Origin of the sequence: Clostridioides sp. ES-S-0049-02, assembly GCF_020658465.1 — a bacterium.
GTDB lineage: Bacteria > Bacillota > Clostridia > Peptostreptococcales > Peptostreptococcaceae > Clostridioides.
The window spans coordinates 119,245-139,292 of record NZ_JACVWG010000001.1 but is presented as its reverse complement, the minus strand read 5'-3'; the positions used below and the strand labels follow the sequence as shown (position 1 = coordinate 139,292).

The 20,048-nt window shown below is 27.8% G+C and carries 14 protein-coding genes; 2 read left to right on the top strand and 12 right to left on the bottom strand.

Features of this window, described 5'->3' with window-relative positions; translation table 11 throughout:
• Nucleotides 1-26 precede the first annotated feature (26 nt).
• The 8 genes from IC213_RS00735 to yfmF form a co-directional block, all read right to left on the bottom strand.
• Entirely contained in the window at nucleotides 27-1,400 is a 1,374-nt protein-coding gene (locus tag IC213_RS00735; RefSeq protein WP_227432409.1) for a UDP-N-acetylmuramoyl-tripeptide--D-alanyl-D-alanine ligase, read from the bottom strand.
• A 167-nt stretch (nucleotides 1,401-1,567) separates the two neighbouring features.
• Nucleotides 1,568-3,547, bottom strand: a complete 1,980-nt coding sequence (locus IC213_RS00730; protein ID WP_227432408.1) for a stage V sporulation protein D — start codon at nucleotides 3,545-3,547, stop codon at nucleotides 1,568-1,570.
• Nucleotides 3,548-3,558: 11 nt separating this feature from the next.
• A complete protein-coding gene (locus IC213_RS00725) occupies nucleotides 3,559-3,906 on the bottom strand; it encodes a hypothetical protein (RefSeq protein WP_227432407.1) in 348 nt (115 codons plus the stop codon).
• Nucleotides 3,907-4,102: 196 nt separating this feature from the next.
• On the bottom strand, nucleotides 4,103-4,666 hold the full coding sequence (locus tag IC213_RS00720) for a TVP38/TMEM64 family protein (protein ID WP_413926658.1): 564 nt from the start codon (nucleotides 4,664-4,666) through the stop codon (nucleotides 4,103-4,105).
• Between the two features lie 295 nt (nucleotides 4,667-4,961).
• A complete protein-coding gene (gene rsmH, locus IC213_RS00715; RefSeq protein ID WP_227432406.1) occupies nucleotides 4,962-5,897 on the bottom strand; it encodes a 16S rRNA (cytosine(1402)-N(4))-methyltransferase RsmH in 936 nt (311 codons plus the stop codon).
• Between the two features lie 29 nt (nucleotides 5,898-5,926).
• Complete coding sequence (gene lgt / locus IC213_RS00710; protein WP_227432405.1) at nucleotides 5,927-6,673, bottom strand: prolipoprotein diacylglyceryl transferase; 747 nt, start codon at nucleotides 6,671-6,673, stop codon at nucleotides 5,927-5,929.
• A 369-nt stretch (nucleotides 6,674-7,042) separates the two neighbouring features.
• On the bottom strand, nucleotides 7,043-8,329 hold the full coding sequence (gene yfmH / locus IC213_RS00705; protein WP_227482905.1) for an EF-P 5-aminopentanol modification-associated protein YfmH: 1,287 nt from the start codon (nucleotides 8,327-8,329) through the stop codon (nucleotides 7,043-7,045).
• Between the two features lie 14 nt (nucleotides 8,330-8,343).
• A complete protein-coding gene (yfmF, locus tag IC213_RS00700; protein ID WP_227845589.1) occupies nucleotides 8,344-9,609 on the bottom strand; it encodes an EF-P 5-aminopentanol modification-associated protein YfmF in 1,266 nt (421 codons plus the stop codon).
• A 315-nt stretch (nucleotides 9,610-9,924) separates the two neighbouring features.
• Between yfmF and ychF the strand changes: the two genes are divergently transcribed.
• Entirely contained in the window at nucleotides 9,925-11,022 is a 1,098-nt protein-coding gene (ychF, locus tag IC213_RS00695) for a redox-regulated ATPase YchF (RefSeq protein ID WP_227432402.1), read from the top strand.
• Nucleotides 11,023-11,590: 568 nt separating this feature from the next.
• Here ychF and IC213_RS00690 read toward each other — a convergent pair.
• Nucleotides 11,591-13,858 (bottom strand): EAL domain-containing protein, encoded by a 2,268-nt coding sequence (locus tag IC213_RS00690; RefSeq protein ID WP_227862625.1) that lies wholly within the window; start codon nucleotides 13,856-13,858, stop codon nucleotides 11,591-11,593.
• 295 nt (nucleotides 13,859-14,153) lie between these two features.
• Nucleotides 14,154-15,608, bottom strand: coding sequence for a UDP-N-acetylmuramoyl-L-alanyl-D-glutamate--2,6-diaminopimelate ligase (locus tag IC213_RS00685; RefSeq protein ID WP_227862624.1), 1,455 nt, complete (start codon nucleotides 15,606-15,608; stop codon nucleotides 14,154-14,156).
• A 154-nt stretch (nucleotides 15,609-15,762) separates the two neighbouring features.
• Here IC213_RS00685 and IC213_RS00680 point away from each other — a divergent pair, with 154 nt between their 5' ends.
• Nucleotides 15,763-16,641: an AraC family transcriptional regulator gene (locus IC213_RS00680; RefSeq protein ID WP_227482910.1), complete on the top strand. Its 879-nt coding sequence runs from the start codon at nucleotides 15,763-15,765 to the stop codon at nucleotides 16,639-16,641.
• Nucleotides 16,642-16,826: 185 nt separating this feature from the next.
• On the opposite strand, the gene ptsG is transcribed toward IC213_RS00680, so the two are convergent.
• A complete protein-coding gene (gene ptsG, locus IC213_RS00675; RefSeq protein ID WP_227835292.1) occupies nucleotides 16,827-18,908 on the bottom strand; it encodes a glucose-specific PTS transporter subunit IIBC in 2,082 nt (693 codons plus the stop codon).
• 289 nt (nucleotides 18,909-19,197) lie between these two features.
• Nucleotides 19,198-20,040, bottom strand: a complete 843-nt coding sequence (gene licT, locus IC213_RS00670; RefSeq protein WP_227483783.1) for a BglG family transcription antiterminator LicT — start codon at nucleotides 20,038-20,040, stop codon at nucleotides 19,198-19,200.
• Between the last annotated feature and the right edge of the window lie 8 nt (nucleotides 20,041-20,048).

Here is a 20,048-nt window from a genome sequence, read left to right as displayed (position 1 = left end):
TTGTCAATCAACTCATTAGTTTAAGCTTATTTATTTAGATATTCAACTATTTTTTCTAATTTCATGCCTCTTGAGCCTTTCACTAAAATAGTGTCTCCTGTTTTTATTAATTCATCTAATCGATTAAATACATCGTCTCTATTTTTAAAGTGATATATATTGGATGAATCGAATCCTAATCGTTTTGCTTCGTCTCCAATAAACACTGAGTTTTCACCTATAGTTATTATGATATCAGTATTATTCATAGATGATTTTCCAACTAATCTATGACCATACTCTGAAATTTCACCCATCTCAAGCATATCTCCAAGTATTGCTACTTTTCTACCTTTATATCTACCAAGTATTTTCAAGGCTGCTTCCATAGAATCTGGACTGGCATTATATGAGTCATTAATTATTGTTAATCTTTCATTTTTTATTATATCTAATCTCATTTTTGTCCCTTTGAAGTTTTTTAAACCTGTTTTTATACAATCCAAAGAAATATTTAAACTCATGCCAACTAATATCGCCGACATAGCATTATATATATTATGCTCTCCTATTGTTGGTATAAATATTTCCTCTTTTTTTCCATTTATGACACACGTAAATGTCAAACTATCTTCTTCCATAGTATAATCTTCACAATAAATGTCATTATCTTTCTTAAATCCAAATGTTTTTAACTTATATACATGCTCTTTTTCTTTTAATGTAGATAAAAATTTATCATCGCCATTTACAATCAAAGTATTTGTATCATCAAAATTTGAAGCAATCTCCAGCTTTGCCTTTAAAATCCCTTCCTGTGAACCTAGGTTTTCTATGTGTGACAATCCTATATTTGATATAACTGCAATTTTAGGATTTACTATGTCCACCAAATACTTTATTTCATTAAATCCAGACATTCCCATTTCTATTACAGCACACTCATGTTCTTTATTTAAATTAAACAAAGTCAAAGGAACCCCAAAATGATTATTTAGGTTCTTTTCATTTTTCAAGATGTTTAATTTTGCAGAAATAGCTGCATATATCATATCTCTAGTAGTTGTTTTTCCTACACTACCTGTAACACCTATAAATGGAATGTCAAATTTTTCTTTATAATATCTGGAAATATTTCCTAGAGCCAAAGTTGTATCTTTTACCTCTATTAAATTTATATCCGAACTTTCTAATTTTATTCCATTACTTTCATTTTTTATAAAAGTTTTGCATCCACTATCATATGCAGACTTTATAAAGGTATGCCCATCTAAATTTTCTCCAACTATGGCTACAAATGCATTTTGTGCATTTGCTTCCCTGCTATCTATAACTATATCACTTACACAGTCATTATAATCTCCATATATTAACTTTCCATTAGTTGCAAGTACTAACTCCTTTATTGTTAAGCACTCCATTCTCAAACTCCTCCTTATAAAACATTAGCTATATTATCTTAGCAACAAAAGGCAATGTATACCGTTACATATACATTGCCTACGATAACTCTTAACTTTATAATTATATACTATATTTCTGTTTTTTTGAAGATGTTTATGGATATATGTTAATTATCTGTTACTTTTTAGTTTTCAAAATATAGTGTTATACTTGAATCTTCATTAACTTTTATTCCAGGTTTTGGAAAAACATCCTTTACTTTTGTATCCTTTGGAATTTCTATATCTGTATCTAAATTTGGTTTTAACTTCGCATCTTCTAATGCTTTCACTGCATCCCCAATTTTTAAATTTCTTACATCTGGTACTTTGACTTGTTTCTTTTCATATTCAGCTTTTTCTTCTTCTTTATATACTGGTTTGACCCCTAAATATTTTAGAGAATCATTCATTATTTCTTTTACTATAGGTCCTGCTGTAGTACTACCAAATGCACTTACTCCTGTTGGCTCATCAACAATAGCAAGAACTACAATTTGTGGGTCATCACAAGGTGCTATTCCCACGAATGAACATATATATTTTCCTTGAGCATATTTACCATCTATAACCTTTTGAGCTGTACCTGTTTTCCCACCTAGTCTATATCCTGGTATATATGCAATTTTCCCTCCACCATCAGTTACAACTGACTCTGCAATCTCTAACATTTTTTTAGATGTTTCTTTAGATATAACATTTCTTACTTTTTTTGGTTTTACTGTCTCAGTTATATTACCTTTGTTATCAGTATAAGATTTTACTACTCTTGGTTGCATTAAATCTCCACCATTTGCTATTGATGATATAGCTGTTATAAGTTGTATTGGAGTTACTGATATTGATTGACCAAATGATATTGTAGCTAACTCAACTGGACCTACATTTTTTTCATTATACAATATTCCTTTAGCTTCTCCTGGTAAATCTATACCTGTCTTATTCATAAGACCAAAAGATTCTATATAATCATACATTTTACCAACACCTAATCTACTTCCTAATTCAACAAACACAGGGTTACAAGAATTTTGTACTGCTTGTTTAAACTCTTGTGTTCCATGAGGTCTATAGTGTCTCCAACATTTAATCTTTCTTCCTCCTACAGTTACACTACCTGTACATGTGAATTTCTCACCATCTTTTATTACTCCTTCTTCAAGAGCACTGGAAGATGTAATAAGTTTAAATGTAGAACCTGGTTCATATGTATCACTTACTGCTGGATTTCTCCACATTTGATAATAACCCTTTATTTTGTCTTTATCGCTATATTTTTCAAGTTCTTCTTGATAATATGGATATATTGGCGTTCTTGAGTCGTTAGGGTCATAATCTGGTTTTGATGCTAGAGCAAGTATATCGCCAGTTTTAGGATTCATTGCTATTGCAGTGACTTTCTTTGCATTATTTATTTCATAAGCCTTTTGTACTGCTTTTTCAGTATAATGTTGGATTACTTCATCTATAGACAATACAAGACCATTCCCCTGAACAGGTTCATAATATTTTTCCATACCTTGTGGAATTTCTCTACCTGAAGCATCAGTACTTACTATTAATTTTCCAGCTTTTCCTTTTAATTTTTTATCATATTGCATTTCTATACCAGATATCCCTGTTGCATCTGAAGAAGTATGACCTATTACATATGGTGCAAAATTTCCATAAGGATAATATCTTTGATTGTCTTCTGCTACCCATATTCCACCTAATTTAGCATCTCTTATTTTACTTGCCTTATCATCATCTATCCATCTTTTGACCTTTACAAGAGCCATATTTTTTTTGCTTATTAAAGCATAAATATCTTTATAATCTTCGTCCAAAATTTCAGCCACTTTTTCAGCCGCTTCTTTTTTATCTTCAACTTCTACAGGTTTGCACCAAACTGTATATTTAGTTACACTTACTGCCAATTCTTTCATGTTTCTATCATATATAGTTCCTCTTTTAGGCTCTATAGGTATATCTCTTGTTTGTTGTTCTAATGCTTTTGTACTTAACCAATTACCTTTCATAAGTTGTAGGTATCCAGTCCTAATAACAAGGCAAAAAAACAGTGCACATGCTAAAACAAGAACAAGTACCAGTCTTTTTTTGCTTATCCTTTTTACTTTTCTCAAACCTATTCCCCCTAGTTATCCACATTTATATACTTTATTTGTCCATCTTTTGGATAGTCCATATTGAGCAATTCCTTTGCTTTTAACTCAATTTCTTTTATTGATGTTTTTTCAGTTTCTTTTGCCTTTAGTTCCTCTAGTACTATCTCTTTTTTTCTTAAATCTTTTTGTAAATAATGAATATCATATTTCATTTCTGAAATTTTTGAATAACCACATAGATTCAATATTATTACTACGAAAGTTGTAATCAATAAAATACATTTAGCCCCTATTTTTTTATTAATTCTCTTTTTATAATTATTCTTTTTTTTATTTTTATATTCATTTAGATTATGTATTTTATAATTTTTTTTCAAATTATCACCCCGATAATATAGATTTTTAGATTTTCCTCTATACTATATTTGTTATTAATCATATCTCTTCCTTTAAAATTTCATCGCTAAATTAATACACTGTTACACAATCTATTTGTAATTTTTTCTATACACAACAAAAAATCTATAGATTCACTAATTCTTGAATTCGAACCTATAGATTTTACACTAATTTTTATTTATTTTTATCACTATATATTTTCTTTAACATATAAATCAATACACTTAAAGCAAATAATATTAAAAGTCCTGTCATCATGACTTTAGCTCCACCAGTCAACATACCACCAACATAAGAATATACAATGGTTGCTGGTAATTGTCCTACTCCAGTAGCTATAAAGAAAGATATAAAACTCATGGATGTTAGACCTGCTGCATAGCTCACAAGGTCAAAAGATATAAAAGGAAGCAATCTTGCAATTAAAATCGTATGTTTTCCATACTTATCAAAAAAACCATCTATACTTTCTAGTGCAAATTTGCTTGTAAGTTTTACAACTACATCTCTACCTAAAAATCTTCCAATTACAAAACAAATTGCAGCACCTGCCATTGCACTAATCCATGACAGTATAGCACCATTTACCCATCCAAATAAGGCTGCATTTGCAAAAGTAATTAAAAATGCAGGAAGAGGTGCAGCTATTGATTGTAATATCATAAGTGCAAATGATATTATCGGTGCCCAAACTCCAAATGATAATATGTACTCCTTAATTGCATCTAGATTTAACATACTCAGATAAAATATCATCTGATTTACCATTTTTTTAACAGGAGGTATAAAAAAGTAAATACCAAATACCCCCAATATAATACAAATTTTTATTAATAATTTTTTATGCTTATTCTCTATTTTTCTCCACTCCTAATATCTACTTTAGTTATATTATAACAGAAAATATTTTTCTATATTGTCGATTATATCATAGTTGTTTTCTATTCTAATAAAAACTATAATAGGTTTTAACTATAATTAAGAAGTTTATTATTTTATTACATCGCTAGTCCTTACTCTCAAACTATATAAATTATATTTTTTCCGCTACTCTCAATTTAGCACTTCTTGAACGTGGATTTACTTCTATTTCTTCAGCACTAGGTAATATTGGTTTTCTAGTTATTATTTTTACTTCAGATTCTTTATCACATTGACATATTGGTAAATGCTGTGGGCATATACAATCTGATGCGAGATATTTAAATGCATTCTTTACTATTCTATCTTCTAACGAATGAAATGTTATTATACAAATTCTACCATCTTCATTCATTATAGAAGAAGCATCATTTATCATTTTTGTAATTACTCCAAGTTCATTATTTACTTCTATTCGTATAGCTTGAAAAGTCCTTTTAGCTGGATGAGGCCCATCTATTCTAGCTTTTTTAGGAATAGCTTTTTTAATTATATCAACCAATTCACCTGTAGTTTCTATTGGTTTGTTCACTCTTTCCTCAACTATAAATTTAGCTATACGTTTAGCCCAGTTATCTTCACCATAATCTTTAATTATCTTAGCTAGCTCATCTTCTGCATAAGTGTTTACAACATCATATGCTGAAAATTCACACCTAACATCCATCCTCATATCAAGTGGTGCATCTTGCATATAAGAAAATCCTCTCTCAGCTTCATCAAGTTGATGAGAGGAAACTCCTAAATCTGCTAATACACCATCTATCTTATAAACTCCGATTTTTTCCAATTCTTCTTTTATATTTTCAAAATTGCTATGAACAAATTTTACTCTGCTTTCATATTCACTTAATCTTTCTCTTGCTGTATTTATAGCATTTTTATCTTGGTCAAACCCTATAAATAATCCTTTATCTGATAATTTTTTTACTATTTCTTTGGAATGTCCTGCACCACCCATAGTACAGTCAACATATACTCCATCTGGTTTTATCTTTAAATTTTCTATACATTCATTTAAAAGAACTGATACATGATGAAATTCCATAACTACCTCCTTCAAACTTACTATTTAAATTATTCTTCAATACTGTTGCTTTTATTTCTCTTTGATAAATAAATATGTGCTATTATACCACCAATAACACCAACTAAACTTATCACTTGAGCCATTCTAAGTGGTCCTAACATTAAACTATCTGTTCTTAGTCCTTCTATAAAAAATCTTCCTATTGAATAAAGGGTTATATAAGTCACTATAACTTGTCCTTCGTATTTTTTATTTTTTCTAAACAATAATAAAACTATAAATATTCCAAAATCCCATATAGACTCATATAGAAAAGTTGGATGAACCTTTACTCCATCAACCATTATTCCCCATGGTAAATTAGTTGTACCTCCATGAGCTTCTCCGTTAATAAAGTTCCCCCATCTTCCTATAGCTTGTGCTAAAGGCATTCCAAGTATGACAGTATCAGCCATTTTTAAGAAATTAATATTTTTAAACTTAGTGTATATATAGCCAGCTAAGATTCCACCTATTAACCCTCCATGTATAGCAAGTCCGCCACCTCTAAAATTAAGTATTTGAAATAGATTTTGAGCATAATAACTCCAATTAAATATAACATAATATATTCTTGCACATATTAATCCAACAGGAATTGCTATGATAGCTATATTTAATACATCATCTTCTTTAAGCCCAACTCTTTTCGACTCTTTTATTGCTATTAAAGTTCCCAAAATCATGCCACTAGCCATAAGTATTCCATACCACATTATGTCTATCCCAAACAGTGTAAATGCGACTCTATCCATAACTCCACCTCTTTATCTTAATTAAAATATTTCCAAAGCAATACACCATGTTTACAATTAATTGTAATTATACTAAATTATGATAACATATTAATGTTAATTCTACAAAACATATTGATGTTGATTCTACAAATACTTAAAATATATTATACATGCTGTCTCAACAAAATTATGCATAAATTATTTACAAGCAAAGAAATTGGTGTATATTATACACCAATCTCTCTACAAATTTTTATTAATAATATTTAATTTTTACTAACTTAATTTGTATAAGTATATTCAACAAAATCACTTACTACCTAAATAAAACAAGTATCAAAATTAACTATTTGGCCTTTAGCTACTTATTTGTAATATTCAAACGTTCTACTTAGGTTCTACAATAGAAATAACGCAATACTCTTCTTTAAAGTGTTCTTTTAATCTCTCTTCAACTTCCTCAAAAGCAACATCCTTAATAATATCTAAATAATCCAATATATTTATATCTTTAAAGATATAAGATATAAAACTATTTCCTATAAAGTTTATAGAATCAAAACATTTAATAAATGAACCAATTTTTTTCTTTTTAGTTCTTTCAAACTCCTCTTTAGATAATCCTTCTTTTTTAGCTCTTTCTATATATTCAAGAATTATCTCTTTTACTTTTTTAGGTTCCTTAGAATCTCCTGCAATTACGCTAAAAGCATAGTCTACTTGAGATGAAAATCCAGCTCCAAAATTTTCATTTATTAGACCTTGCATATACAAATCTTCATAAAGTTTACTGCCCTTTTTAAATAACATACCTATAAGTATATCAGTTACAATTTCTTTACGTAAAAGTTCTTTTCCTTTTACACCTACATTATTATCTTTAAAACCTATGTTAAACATAGGTATAGATATAGGAAACTTTTCTATAACTTCTTTTTCCTTTACATTTGCTGGTTCTTCAGGATAAAATCTTTCTATATTCTTAGAAAGTTTATCCACATCATAATTGTTTGCTTTTTTAGTTACATCTATTACCTTTTCTACATCCAAATCACCTACAACGAATAAAGCCATATTTCCTGGATTATAGAAAGTATTGTAACACTTATATAGTTCTTCCTTAGTTATCTTATATATACTATCTACTGTACCAGCTATATCAATTCTAGCAGGATAATTTACATACATAGCCTTTAGACAATTAAAATACACATTCCAGTCTGGATCATCATTGTACATTTTTATCTCTTGTGCTATTATACCTTTTTCCTTTTCAACATTTTCATCTGTAAAATAAGGTGTTTGAACATAATCAATTAAGTGCTCTAAACTTTCATAAAAATTTTCCGTAGCTGAAAATAAGTATGCTGTCATTGTAAAGTTAGTAAATGCATTTGCACTTACACCTAATTTAGAAAATTTTTCAAAAGCATCTCCTCCATCAGGTTGTTCAAACATCTTATGTTCTAAAAAATGTGCAATTCCTTCATTTACTCTAATCTTTTTATCTTCTCCTATTGGAATAAATTCTAAGTCATTTGAACCATAATTAGTAGCTAAAATAGCATATTTTTTTGTAAAGCCTCTCTTTGGCATAAAATATACATCTAAGCCATTTTGTAATTTTTCATAATAAACTTCTTCTCTTAATATATCATTAACTATTTTTTCCATAGACATCTCCTCCATTAATTTCTTAAAAAGTATACAGTATCAAGTTCTATATCTTTTACAGCCTCAACTATATCTTTTTTAGTAACTTTCTCTATGCTAGATATTATGTCTTCTACTTCAGAATTTGTCTTTGCCATAGACTGAGAAAAAGCAAAATCAGACATTCCACCTATATTATCTGTTATAGATTTCATAGAGTTAACTAAAGCAAGCTTACTATTTTCTAACTCTTCATCAGATATATCTCCTGCTTTTAAACTTTCTAATTGTTCTTTTATTAATTTTACAGCTTTATCATAATCTTTAGTTTCTATTCCAGATGATATAAGCATAATACTTTTATACTTCTCTATTGAAGAGAAAATATAATAGCATAAGCTTTCCTTTTCTCTTACATTCACAAATAGTTTAGAGTGTGGACCACCACCTAATACATTACTTCCGACCACAAGGGCATAATATTTATCATTATCTACATAATCTACATTTGCTCTATACCCCATAACTAATTTACCTTGAGTTATTTCCATTTTTTCGTCTACTACTTTTACTTCATCTACATGTTTTATGAAATCTTCTTTTGGTATATCTATAATATCTTCTCTTTCGAATTTTAAATTATTACTTATTATATCTACAACCTTATCTTCATCAAAATTACCTTCTACAACTATGTCTATTGGAGATGTTTTAAGTATATTTCTATAATGCTCATATAGCTCTTTTGAAGTTATGTTATCTATTTCATCTTCGTAACCAAACTCACTTATACTGTATCTTTCATTTCCACACATAGCTTCTATACATTTATCTTGTGCATATTCTTTTTTATCATTTATTATTGATTGTATCTTATCTCTTAAATTTTCTTTTTCAATATTTAAATAGTCTTCTTTAAATCCACCATCTACAACAAGTGTATTATTTATTACTTCATTAAAAAATTCTACTACTTCTTCAAATATATTTTCATCTAAATACTTTTCACTTATATTAATTATTTTAAAACTTAGTACTTGACGCTCTCCACGCTTTACAGCATCAGCTCCCATAGACGAACCGTATAAATCATCTAGTTTATTGGATATTGCTCTGGCACTAGGATATTTTTCACTTCCACTTGCTATTATTGATGGTATCAAAGCATTTTTTGTAGTTTCTTTTTTATCCAACAATCTCTGAACATACAAACTTATAAGATTTGATTTAAACTTTTCTGTTTTTATCAAAGTCAAATTAATATTATTACCTAAATTTATTATTTTCTTAGTATTAACCATATGTACCTCCTATTTTTTATTTAAACATCAATTTTAAAATTGAAATTTATTCATTTTTTGATTGTATATACTTATATATAAAAACCTTCTATTTAATTATATCCTTTTTATTATTTTCTAAAAGTAATATTTTTATTTAAATTTAAATATAAAGTTATTTAGAGCAGTCTGCTTTAAAGTCTAGTTTACAAGCTTCATATATATGATGTATAATCAATATGTATGTCTATAATTAAAACAATTTTACAATCCCATAGATTGATTGTTTAAAGTTATATAAAGAATATAAAAAGAATAAGAGAGAGGACGATTAATATGAAATTAGGTATAGTTGGTTTACCAAATGTAGGTAAAAGCACACTATTTAACGCAATAACTCAAGCAGGCGCAGAATCTGCAAATTACCCTTTTTGTACAATAGACCCAAACGTTGGAGTTGTATCTGTTCCAGATGAAAGATTAGATAAACTAAAAGAATTGTACAACTCTGAAAAAATAGTTCCTACTGCTATAGAATTTTGTGACATAGCTGGTTTAGTTAGAGGTGCTTCTAAAGGAGAAGGCTTAGGAAATAAATTTTTATCACATATAAGAGAAGTTGATGCAATCGTACATGTTGTCAGATGTTTTGAAGATGAAAATGTTATACATGTAGATGGTTCTGTTGAACCACTTCGCGATATAGAAACTATAAATTTAGAATTAATTTTCTCTGATATAGAGATTCTTGAAAGAAGAATTCATAAAACTCAAAAAGCCGCTAAAGCTGATAAAACTTTAGTTTCTGAGCTTGATTTGTTAAATTCAATCATGGCTACTTTAGAAAATAGTAAGTGTGTAAGAACTATGCAATTTACAGAAGATGAACAAAGCTTTGTAAATTCATTAGATTTACTTACATCTAAACCTGTAATATACGCTGCAAATGTATCAGAAGATGATTTGGCAGATGATGGAGAAAGTAATAAGTATGTTCAACAAGTTAAAGTATTTGCAGAAACAGAAGATGCTGAAGTTGTTGTTGTATGTGCACAAATAGAAGCAGAAATTTCTGAACTTGATTCTGCTGAAGAAAAGAAAGAATTTTTAGAAACATTAGGGCTTGAACAATCAGGGCTTGATAAACTTATAAAATCATCTTATGCCTTACTTGGTCTAATTTCATTCTTAACAGCTGGTCCAAAAGAAGTCAGAGCATGGACTATAAAGATTGGAAGTAAAGCACCTCAAGCAGGAGGAAAGATACATTCTGACATAGAAAGAGGATTTATCAGGGCTGAAACAATTGCTTTTAATGATTTAGTTGAACATGGTACTATGGCAGCTGCAAAAGAAAAAGGATTAGTTAAATTAGAAGGTAAAGAATACATAGTTAAAGATGGAGACGTAATATTATTTAGATTTAATGTTTAAAATGCTTATTTATCTACAATCTTAACTATTGTATTACAATAAAAAAATTAGAATAATAGAAACTTCTATTATATTATAATAGCTATTTAGATTTTATAAAAAAGAGAGTTTTTCTAAATGATTTTTGAAAATCATAATAGAAGCTCTCTTTTTTAATTAAAGGTTTGTGGTTTTTAAAAACTATATAGTATTCCCACAGAAATTATGATTGTCAACAATGACAGTACTTTACTGTAATCCCAAATACGCTTTCCACCAAAACAAGCTTTCTTTCATCATTTACCATTTCCCTAATTGTTATATTACTCAAAAATTTTCCTCCCTTAAGTACTTACATAATTGCTGATATTCTTATATTCACAAACTGCTACACTCAAATTAAAAACTTCTAGTCATGGAAAAATTATATCTCTTTTAGAAAATATTATATGCTCCATATAATGTAAAGTAATACTCTAAACCTAATTCATATTTTTATACCAAAGTATTTTTACATAAATAAAGTGAACTTTGACTATACAAAGTTCACTCTTCTTACAAATCTTTATTTCATTTTGTACTAAGTTTTTTAATTTGTACTCATACCTTCAATATCATTCCTATTTAATATCAACTTTTCGTATTCTTCTATTGGCATTGGTTTTGCAAATAAAAATCCTTGAGCCATATCACATCCTATAAATCTTAAAAACTCTGCTTGCTCTAAGGTTTCAACTCCCTCTGAAACAACTTTTATATCAAGTTGCTTTGCCATCTGAACAATGCTTGAAACCACAATTTGACTCTTTTTTGTATCTTCTACTGTTATAAAAAACTGTCTATCTAATTTCAATACATCAATTGGCATATCTTTAAGCATATTTAAAGAAGAATACCCTGAGCCAAAGTCATCCATAGATATTTTAAATCCTACAGATTTTAAATTCTGCATTATTTTAAATAACATTTTTGTATTATCAAATATTGCACTCTCTGTTAGTTCAATTTCAATTAAATTTGGTTCAATATCATATTCTTTTGCAATGTTTTCAAACTTTTCTATAAAGTCTGGATTTTCAAGATGTACTCTTGATAAATTTACTGATATAGGAAATCTAGGTAAGCCTTCATTTTCCCAACGTTTAAAATTTTTACAAACTTGAATAAATACAAACATATCTAATTCTGTTATAAAACCATTCTTTTCAAAAATAGGAATAAACACGCCTGGACTTATTAATCCCTTTTTTGGATGTTGCCAACGTACAAGAGCTTCAGAACCTACTATTTTACCTGTTGATAATTCAATTTTAGGTTGCAAATATACCTTAAATTGTTCATTTTTTAAAGCATCGTGCATCTCTTGCTCAATATCACGTTCTTCTATAAGAGTTTCCTTTAAATTCTCAGCATAAATTTCATACACTTTTAAGTATTTTCTTTTTACTGTAGTCTTTGCAATCATAGCCTTATCAAGACAAGTAGATATATTTGTTTCTCCATCTTCAATAAAATACACTCCTATAGATGGTATCAGATTAAGTTCTACATCTAAGCTAGTTTTTATCATAGATAATTTTTTACGCATAATTTCACATATTTCTATAACTGATTCTTTATCCTTCTTTTTTTCAAATATTATAGCAAAATTATCATTTGAAATTCTTGAAAATACAGACTCTTCTTTAAACATATTTTCAATCATCTCTGCAATTTTTCTTAATACTCTATCTCCCTCTTCATATCCAAATCTATCATTTACTAACTTAAATTTATCTATATCAAAATAAATTAAAACTAGATTTTTTTTCTCATGAGTGGATAAAAATTTACCACCTTCCAGATTAAATTTATTTGAATTTCCAATTCCTGTAATACTGTCTTTAAACGCAAATTCTTCTAACCTTTCCTTACTCTTTTTTTGCATAATCAAGATATAAATTATTAATGATGTAAATATCACAATTAAAACTATACATGCTGATAGTGTAAGTTTTATAATAGCATATGATTTTTCAGATACAGCAGTTCTAGGAACTTCAGAAAAAAGATACCAATCATTAATTCCTATTGGAGCATAACTTAAATAATATCCTTTTCCAGACATATTATAACTTAATGAACCTGATTTAGAATTTTTTATATTTAACTTCATATCATTAAGAGTAGATTTTGATAAGGCATTACTTTTATTTATATATGAAAATAAATTTTCCATATTAGAGTTTGCGTTTTTGCTACTTGGATTTAAAACAATATCACCATTACTATTAGCTATATAAGAATATCCTTTTCCATTAAAAGTTGGTACAGAGAGTATCTTTTCATATAACTTTGTACTATGTGTAGCAAATATAACACCAATAATCTTGTTCCCCTTATAAATTGGTACAGAGTACACATTAATGTCTTTATGATCTTTTATTACATCTTTTAACTTACCTGTTATGACTACTTCTCCTTGCATTGACTTGGAAAAATAATCTCTCTTAGAAAAATCTTCTACATAACCATCTGTAGTATATGCCATACCATCTGGTAGAATAACACCCATTCTTTTAAATGAACTATTTACAGATTCTCTTTTAAGTATTGAAATAATATTGTCCAATTCAAAAGATTTTTCTCCTTCAATACATATTGAAATTGATTGTAACAATTTTATATCGCCATTAATTTGTTTTTTTAACACATTGACACTTTGATTTGCTATTTCTGAAAGATATTGATTCGTTTCCTCACCTAGTGTATTATTCAACTTTGAACCATAAATCAAACAGGAAATTGTAACTACTAAGATACTTATGATAGCAATTATGGACAAACCCTGCCTATTATTTTTTGCATCACCCAACATCACGCTTCCTGCCTTTCTGGAATCTATATGTATACAATTATTATTTTATATCAATTATTCTAACAATTTTGCGACAATACTTATTTTTCCATATTTACTGTAATTATACAAAATTATCAACTTTATTACAATAAAAAATTAATTAATATAGATAATACAATTTTAATAAATTATATTATCTATATTAAAGGTTACTAACATAATTTGTATTAATGTACACTACATAAAAAGAATATAATATCAAAATAATTTTGATATTATATTCTTAAAATATATATTTTATTAAATTTTCACCTTACATTTTACTTAAACATTCATTGGCAATCTCTTTATCATCAAAATGATGCTTAACCTTACCTATTATTTGGTAATTTTCATGCCCTTTACCTGTTATAATTACAACATCATCTTTCTTTGCCATACTTATAGCTTCTTCTATAGCTTGCTTTCTATCAGCAACAACATGATAATTTTTCTTTTCCTTATCTATTCCTTCAAGTATATCCTTTATTATTGCTTCTGGTTCTTCAGTTCTTGGATTATCAGAAGTTACAATACATATATCAGAATATTTTTGTCCAATAGCACCCATTAAAGGTCTCTTTTCAGTATCTCTATCTCCACCACATCCAAATACAGAAATTATTTTTCCTTCTGCAAATTGTTGTGTTGTCTTTAATACATTCTCAAGTGCGTCAGGAGTATGAGCATAATCAACAATTACACTTATACCTTTATCGTTTGGTACAGTTTCAAATCTTCCTGATACTCCATTAGAAAGTCTAAGACCTTCTTTATATACTGGTTTAGGTATGCCAAGTACATAACAAGCAGCTATAACAGCTAAAGTATTATATACTGTAAACATTCCTGGAACTGGTATAAATATAACTTCTTCATAAGAAGGAGTTATTAATCTATAAGATACACCATCTGAATCTGATTTTATATCTCTAGCCATAAAATCAGCATTAGTTTCAACTCCATATGTGTAACAAGGAACATCTATATCTTTTATATTTTCGTATATCTTTTTACCACCATCATCATCTATATTTATTATGTTTGCCATAGTAGTCTTAAAAAACAATTTTTCTTTAGCTTTTCTATAGTCTTCTAAATCTTTGTGAAAATCTAAATGGTCTGGTGTTAAGTTTGTGAATATTCCTAGTTTAAAGTCTGTTTCATCAACTCTATTTAGTGCTAATGAGTGTGATGAAACTTCCATAGCACAGTAATCACATCCATTATTTAACATATTATTAAAATGATATTGTAAATCTATACTTTCTGGAGTTGTTGAATTAGAAATAATGTCTTTTTCACCATCAAATATTTTTATAGTACCAATAAGACCAACTTTATTTTTATTCAAAGTTAATATTTCATTTAGTATAGTAGTTATACTAGTTTTTCCGTTAGTACCTGTAACTCCTATAACATTAAATTTTTGTGATGGATGATTATAAAAATTGTCAGCTATCTTTGCCATATCTTCTCTTGTATTTTTTACTTTTATAAACGTATACCCTTTTATGTCTACATCTTCTTCAACAATAAAAGCTTTTGCTCCTTTGTTTATAGCATCTTTTACATATTTATGACCATCTGACACAAATCCTTTTATACATACAAATAATGTACCTTCTGTAACCTTTCTTGAATCATATTGTACACTATTAATATCTATATTTAATTCACCTTTGACACTGATTATATCCAACCCCTGTATAATATCATTTAATTTCATAAATGCTTTCCTCCCTTTAAACTCTTTTTGCTAAAATTACACTTCATGTAATATTATATTAAGAATTTTTTACTATGTGAATGGTTAAAAATGCTTGAAATATTGTAAAAAATGCTCTATAATTCTCTATAATATAATCTAAGAGAGGTCTTTTATGAAAATTACAGACAATAAAATTGGATACTTAAATGATAATTTTAAAATATTTAGTATCCGAGATAAAAAAGACATAGAATTTGAATACCATAATCACGATTTTAATAAGATAATTATATTTATAGATGGAAATGTAACTTATTTTGTTGAAGGAATTCCATATAAACTAAAACCTTGGGACATACTTTTTATTAGTAGTAATGAAATTCACAAACCAGTTATAGATTCAAATGTATTTTATGAAAGAATTGCAATATGGATTAGCCCAGAATTTATGAAAAAAAACAGTGATAATACTAGTGATTTAGAAAAATGTTTTAAGACAGCCACAGAAAATAAATGTAATCTATTGCGTTTAAAGATACATGACATTGAATCACTCAAACTTTTTATTGAGCAAATAAATATTTCTGAATCTAGTAATGAATTTGGAAATGAAATACTGAGAAATACCTTGTTCATACAGCTTATGATATTTTTAAATAGAATTTTCTTAAAAAACGAGAACATAGAATCTGTAGAAGATGTATTTTACGATGAAACTATAAAAAAAATATTAAACTATATAAACTTAAATATAGAGAATAAACTTTCTATAGACTGCATTGCATCTGAATTTTTTATAAGCAAATATTATCTCATGAGAAGATTTAAATCTCATACTGGAACATCCATACACAATTATATAATTCAAAAAAGACTGATTTTAGCTAAATCATTAATAACCAATGGACATCTTATGAGTGAAGTTTGTAGTAAATGTGGATTTAATGATTATTCTAGCTTTGTAAGGGCATTTAAAAAGTATTATGGTGTATCTCCTAAAAACTATCTAAACAATAAAAGCCCTTTAGATAGTAATTTGTTAGATGAATAAATAATTATTATAGATTTTATTTCAAGAAAAATTAGAGGTATTAGTAAAATAGATATACTAGTACCTCTAATTGTTTGAAATATAAATCATATATTTTTATTAATTAAACTAAAATATATAAATTAAAATTATGCTTATATAATTACTAAAACTCATACAAGTTTTAAGTATATATACTGATGTGTCTATCCTATTTTTTCAATACTCTCTTTTAATATACTTACACGATTACTTTCTTTTGCTGTGACTTTTCCCTTTTTAATGTTTAGTTTTTGATTTTGTTCTAAATTAGTAAATACTACTGGGCTTATTGTTGATAAACCATTTTTTTCAATATATTCTAAGTCCATATTAACCAGTTTATCACCCGATTTAACTTCATCTCCTACATTTACAAATACATCAAACCCATTTCCTTCTAAGTTTACAGTCTCTATACCTAAATGTATAAGTATTTCTACTCCAGTTTTTTTAGATTTGATTATTATTGCATGTTTAGTTGGAAATACAACTCCAATAGTTCCATCTACTGGTGAATAAATTAATCCATCATCAGATTTAATTGCAAAACCATCGCCCATTAATTTACTTGAAAATACAGAGTCTGGAACTTCTTCTATACCTAAGATTTCTCCATTTGTCAATGAATAAATTTCTTCTTCCACCAAAGTATTACCTATATTAGTGTTTTCTGTGTTATTATTTTTTTCCATTTTCTTTTTATCTATATTTTTAATATCAGTATTTTCAATCTTTACTTTTCCCTCTATTATATCTTTTATATTAGATTTTATTGCATCTGATTTTGGACCAAATATAGCTTGGACATTGTTTCCAATAACCATTACACCTGCTGCTCCAAGTGATTTCAACTTTTCTTTATCCACTTTATCTATATCATTTACAACTAATCTAAGTCTTGTTATACAAGCATCTAAACTTTTTAAATTCTCTTTATTTCCTAAAGCTATTAGTATTTCTGATGCTAACTCATCTTTTGAAATCTCACTAATCTCCACATTAGACTCTGATTCATCTTCTCTTCCTGGCGTCTTTAGGTTAAACTTTCTTATCATAAATCTAAACACACTATAATATAATACTGCAAATCCAATACCTACTAAAATAGCTAGATACCATGGAGTTCTATTAGGAAGTACACCAAATAGTAAGAAATCTATTAATCCGCCTGAAAATGTGAATCCGATTTTAACTCCTAATAGTTGCATTACTGCATATGATAAACCTGAAAATAAACAATGTACTACAAATAATGCTGGTGCAACAAATAAAAATGCAAACTCTATTGGTTCAGTTATTCCTGTTAAAAAAGATGTAAGTGCTGCTGATGCCATTATTCCTGCTACAAATTTTCTCTTTTCTGGCTTTGCTTCATGTACCATAGCAAGTGCTGCTGCTGGAAGACCAAACATCATAAACGGAAACGCACCTGTCATAAAAGTACCTGCTGTGAAATTTACTCCATCTTTAAGTTGAGCAAAGAATATCTTTTGGTCACCCATTACAAGTTCACCTGCTTTGTTTACATATTCTCCAAATTGATACCAGAATGGATTATGGAAAACATGATGTAAACCAAATGGTATTAATAACCTTTCTAAAGACCCTTCCATAAATGCTGCTAATGTTTGATTTGCTTCTATAACATTTTTTGAAAAACTAAGTAATCCTTCTTGTATTGGTGGCCAAATAAATGATAATATAATTCCTATTACTATTGCTGTTAATGATGTAACAATAGGCACAAATCTTTTACCTGCAAAAAAACCTAAATATTGAGGTAGTTCAATTTTATAAAATTTTTTATAAAGATAAGCAGCCACTATGCCTATTATAATACCACCAAATACACCTGTTTGAATTGTTGGTATTCCAACAATACTTGCATACATAGAGTTATCTATCATATCTTCCGTGACACCTGCCATAACACCCATAGACGTATTAAGGATTAAAAAACCTACTATAGCTGCCAATGCTGCTACACCTTCGCCTTCGGTTAGACCCACGGCTACACCAACTGCAAATATAAGTGGCAAGTTATTGAATATGATTTGCCCTGAACTTTCCATTATACTTATTATGAGTTGGAATGTAGGATTTGCTAGTGCTGGAAAATGAGCAAGTAACGCATCTCCTGCTAAAGCATTACTTACACCAAGCAATATACCTGCTGCTGGAAGTAATGCAACTGGTAACATTAAAGATTTTCCTACTTTTTGTAAAACACCAAATATTTTTTTCATTTACTTCTCTCTCCTTATTATTTTATATTTTTTAAATAAAAAAGACTTAAGTTTATAAAAAATTACACTAGTAACTTTAATCCTAAAAATAAACCTCATGTTAATATAAATAAACCTATATCAACCTAATTTTAGAATTAAAAATAAACTGTTATAATTTTCTTATAAACCTAAGTCTTGCCTGCATTATCAGTAACAATCTTAATGTTTTAAAATTATTATATTGCTATTAAATTTTACATAATATCTTAAACACCGATATTGAATTTATATTTATTTAGTATGTTTATCATGAATTCAACACAGATATGACTCTTTTAATATGTAGTGTTAAATATAATAATTCATCTTGACTTACATAGTACTCATAGTTTTTCTCTACATGTGTCTTTATTTTATATGCACAATTATAGTCTTTTTCATACTTTATCTTGATTATATCTACAATATCATTATTAGTATCATTGAGTTCCTCTCTTTTTACTAATCTATTTGCAAAAAATTTTAAGTGTGTAAGAAGTCTATCATAATTTATATCATCTTCTTTAAACTCAACTCTATAATAATATCTTATAATATTTAGTATGTCTTTTACAATTTTAGTAATTAACAGGGATTCCTTTGAACTGCCTTTATAATTTGAATTTACTATGTGCATAGCTATAAATCCTGCCTCATCTAAAGGAAACTCTACATTAAATTCTTTATTTATATAATCTACAGCCCATTTTCCAATCTCGTATTCTTTTTTGTGAATTCTTTTTATTTCATGTAGTAAATCATTTTTTATATTTATATTTTCATGATATCTTTTAATTGCAAATGCAATATGGTCAGTAAGTGCTACATATATGTACTCATAAAGTTCAGTATTTAAAATGCCTTCTGCATGAGCAATTACCTCTGTACTCACTTCAAAAAACTTCTCATCAACCTGGCTTGCTAATTTTCCAATTTTATCTATAAAACTTTCATCTTGTGTTACAAAGGTTCTTTCAATTTTACTTTTATCTACTTCTTGACCTTTCTTTTTTTGAAATCCTATTCCACATCCTGTTAGTATTAATTCTTTTTTTTGGTTTTCATCTAAAACTAACACAACATTATTATTGTAAATTTGTTGAATAATCATAATCAATA

Excerpts from the sequence above, each read along its gene's own strand:
- IC213_RS00720 (WP_413926658.1), bottom strand. The coding sequence starts at position 4,666 with ATGTTAAATCTAGATGCAATTAAGGAGTACATATTATCATTTGGAGTT.
- IC213_RS00685 (WP_227862624.1), bottom strand. The coding sequence starts at position 15,608 with ATGAAATTAAATGATATTATACAGGGGTTGGATATAATCAGTGTCAAA.
- rsmH (WP_227432406.1), bottom strand. The coding sequence starts at position 5,897 with ATGGAATTTCATCATGTATCAGTTCTTTTAAATGAATGTATAGAAAAT.
- licT (WP_227483783.1), bottom strand. The coding sequence starts at position 20,040 with ATGATTATTCAACAAATTTACAATAATAATGTTGTGTTAGTTTTAGAT.
- ptsG (WP_227835292.1), bottom strand. The coding sequence starts at position 18,908 with ATGAAAAAAATATTTGGTGTTTTACAAAAAGTAGGAAAATCTTTAATG.
- lgt (WP_227432405.1), bottom strand. The coding sequence starts at position 6,673 with ATGGATAGAGTCGCATTTACACTGTTTGGGATAGACATAATGTGGTAT.
- IC213_RS00690 (WP_227862625.1), bottom strand. The coding sequence starts at position 13,858 with ATGTTGGGTGATGCAAAAAATAATAGGCAGGGTTTGTCCATAATTGCT.
- yfmH (WP_227482905.1), bottom strand. The coding sequence starts at position 8,329 with ATGGAAAAAATAGTTAATGATATATTAAGAGAAGAAGTTTATTATGAA.
- IC213_RS00680 (WP_227482910.1), top strand. The coding sequence starts at position 15,763 with ATGAAAATTACAGACAATAAAATTGGATACTTAAATGATAATTTTAAA.
- ychF (WP_227432402.1), top strand. The coding sequence starts at position 9,925 with ATGAAATTAGGTATAGTTGGTTTACCAAATGTAGGTAAAAGCACACTA.
- IC213_RS00735 (WP_227432409.1), bottom strand. The coding sequence starts at position 1,400 with ATGGAGTGCTTAACAATAAAGGAGTTAGTACTTGCAACTAATGGAAAG.
- yfmF (WP_227845589.1), bottom strand. The coding sequence starts at position 9,609 with ATGGTTAATACTAAGAAAATAATAAATTTAGGTAATAATATTAATTTG.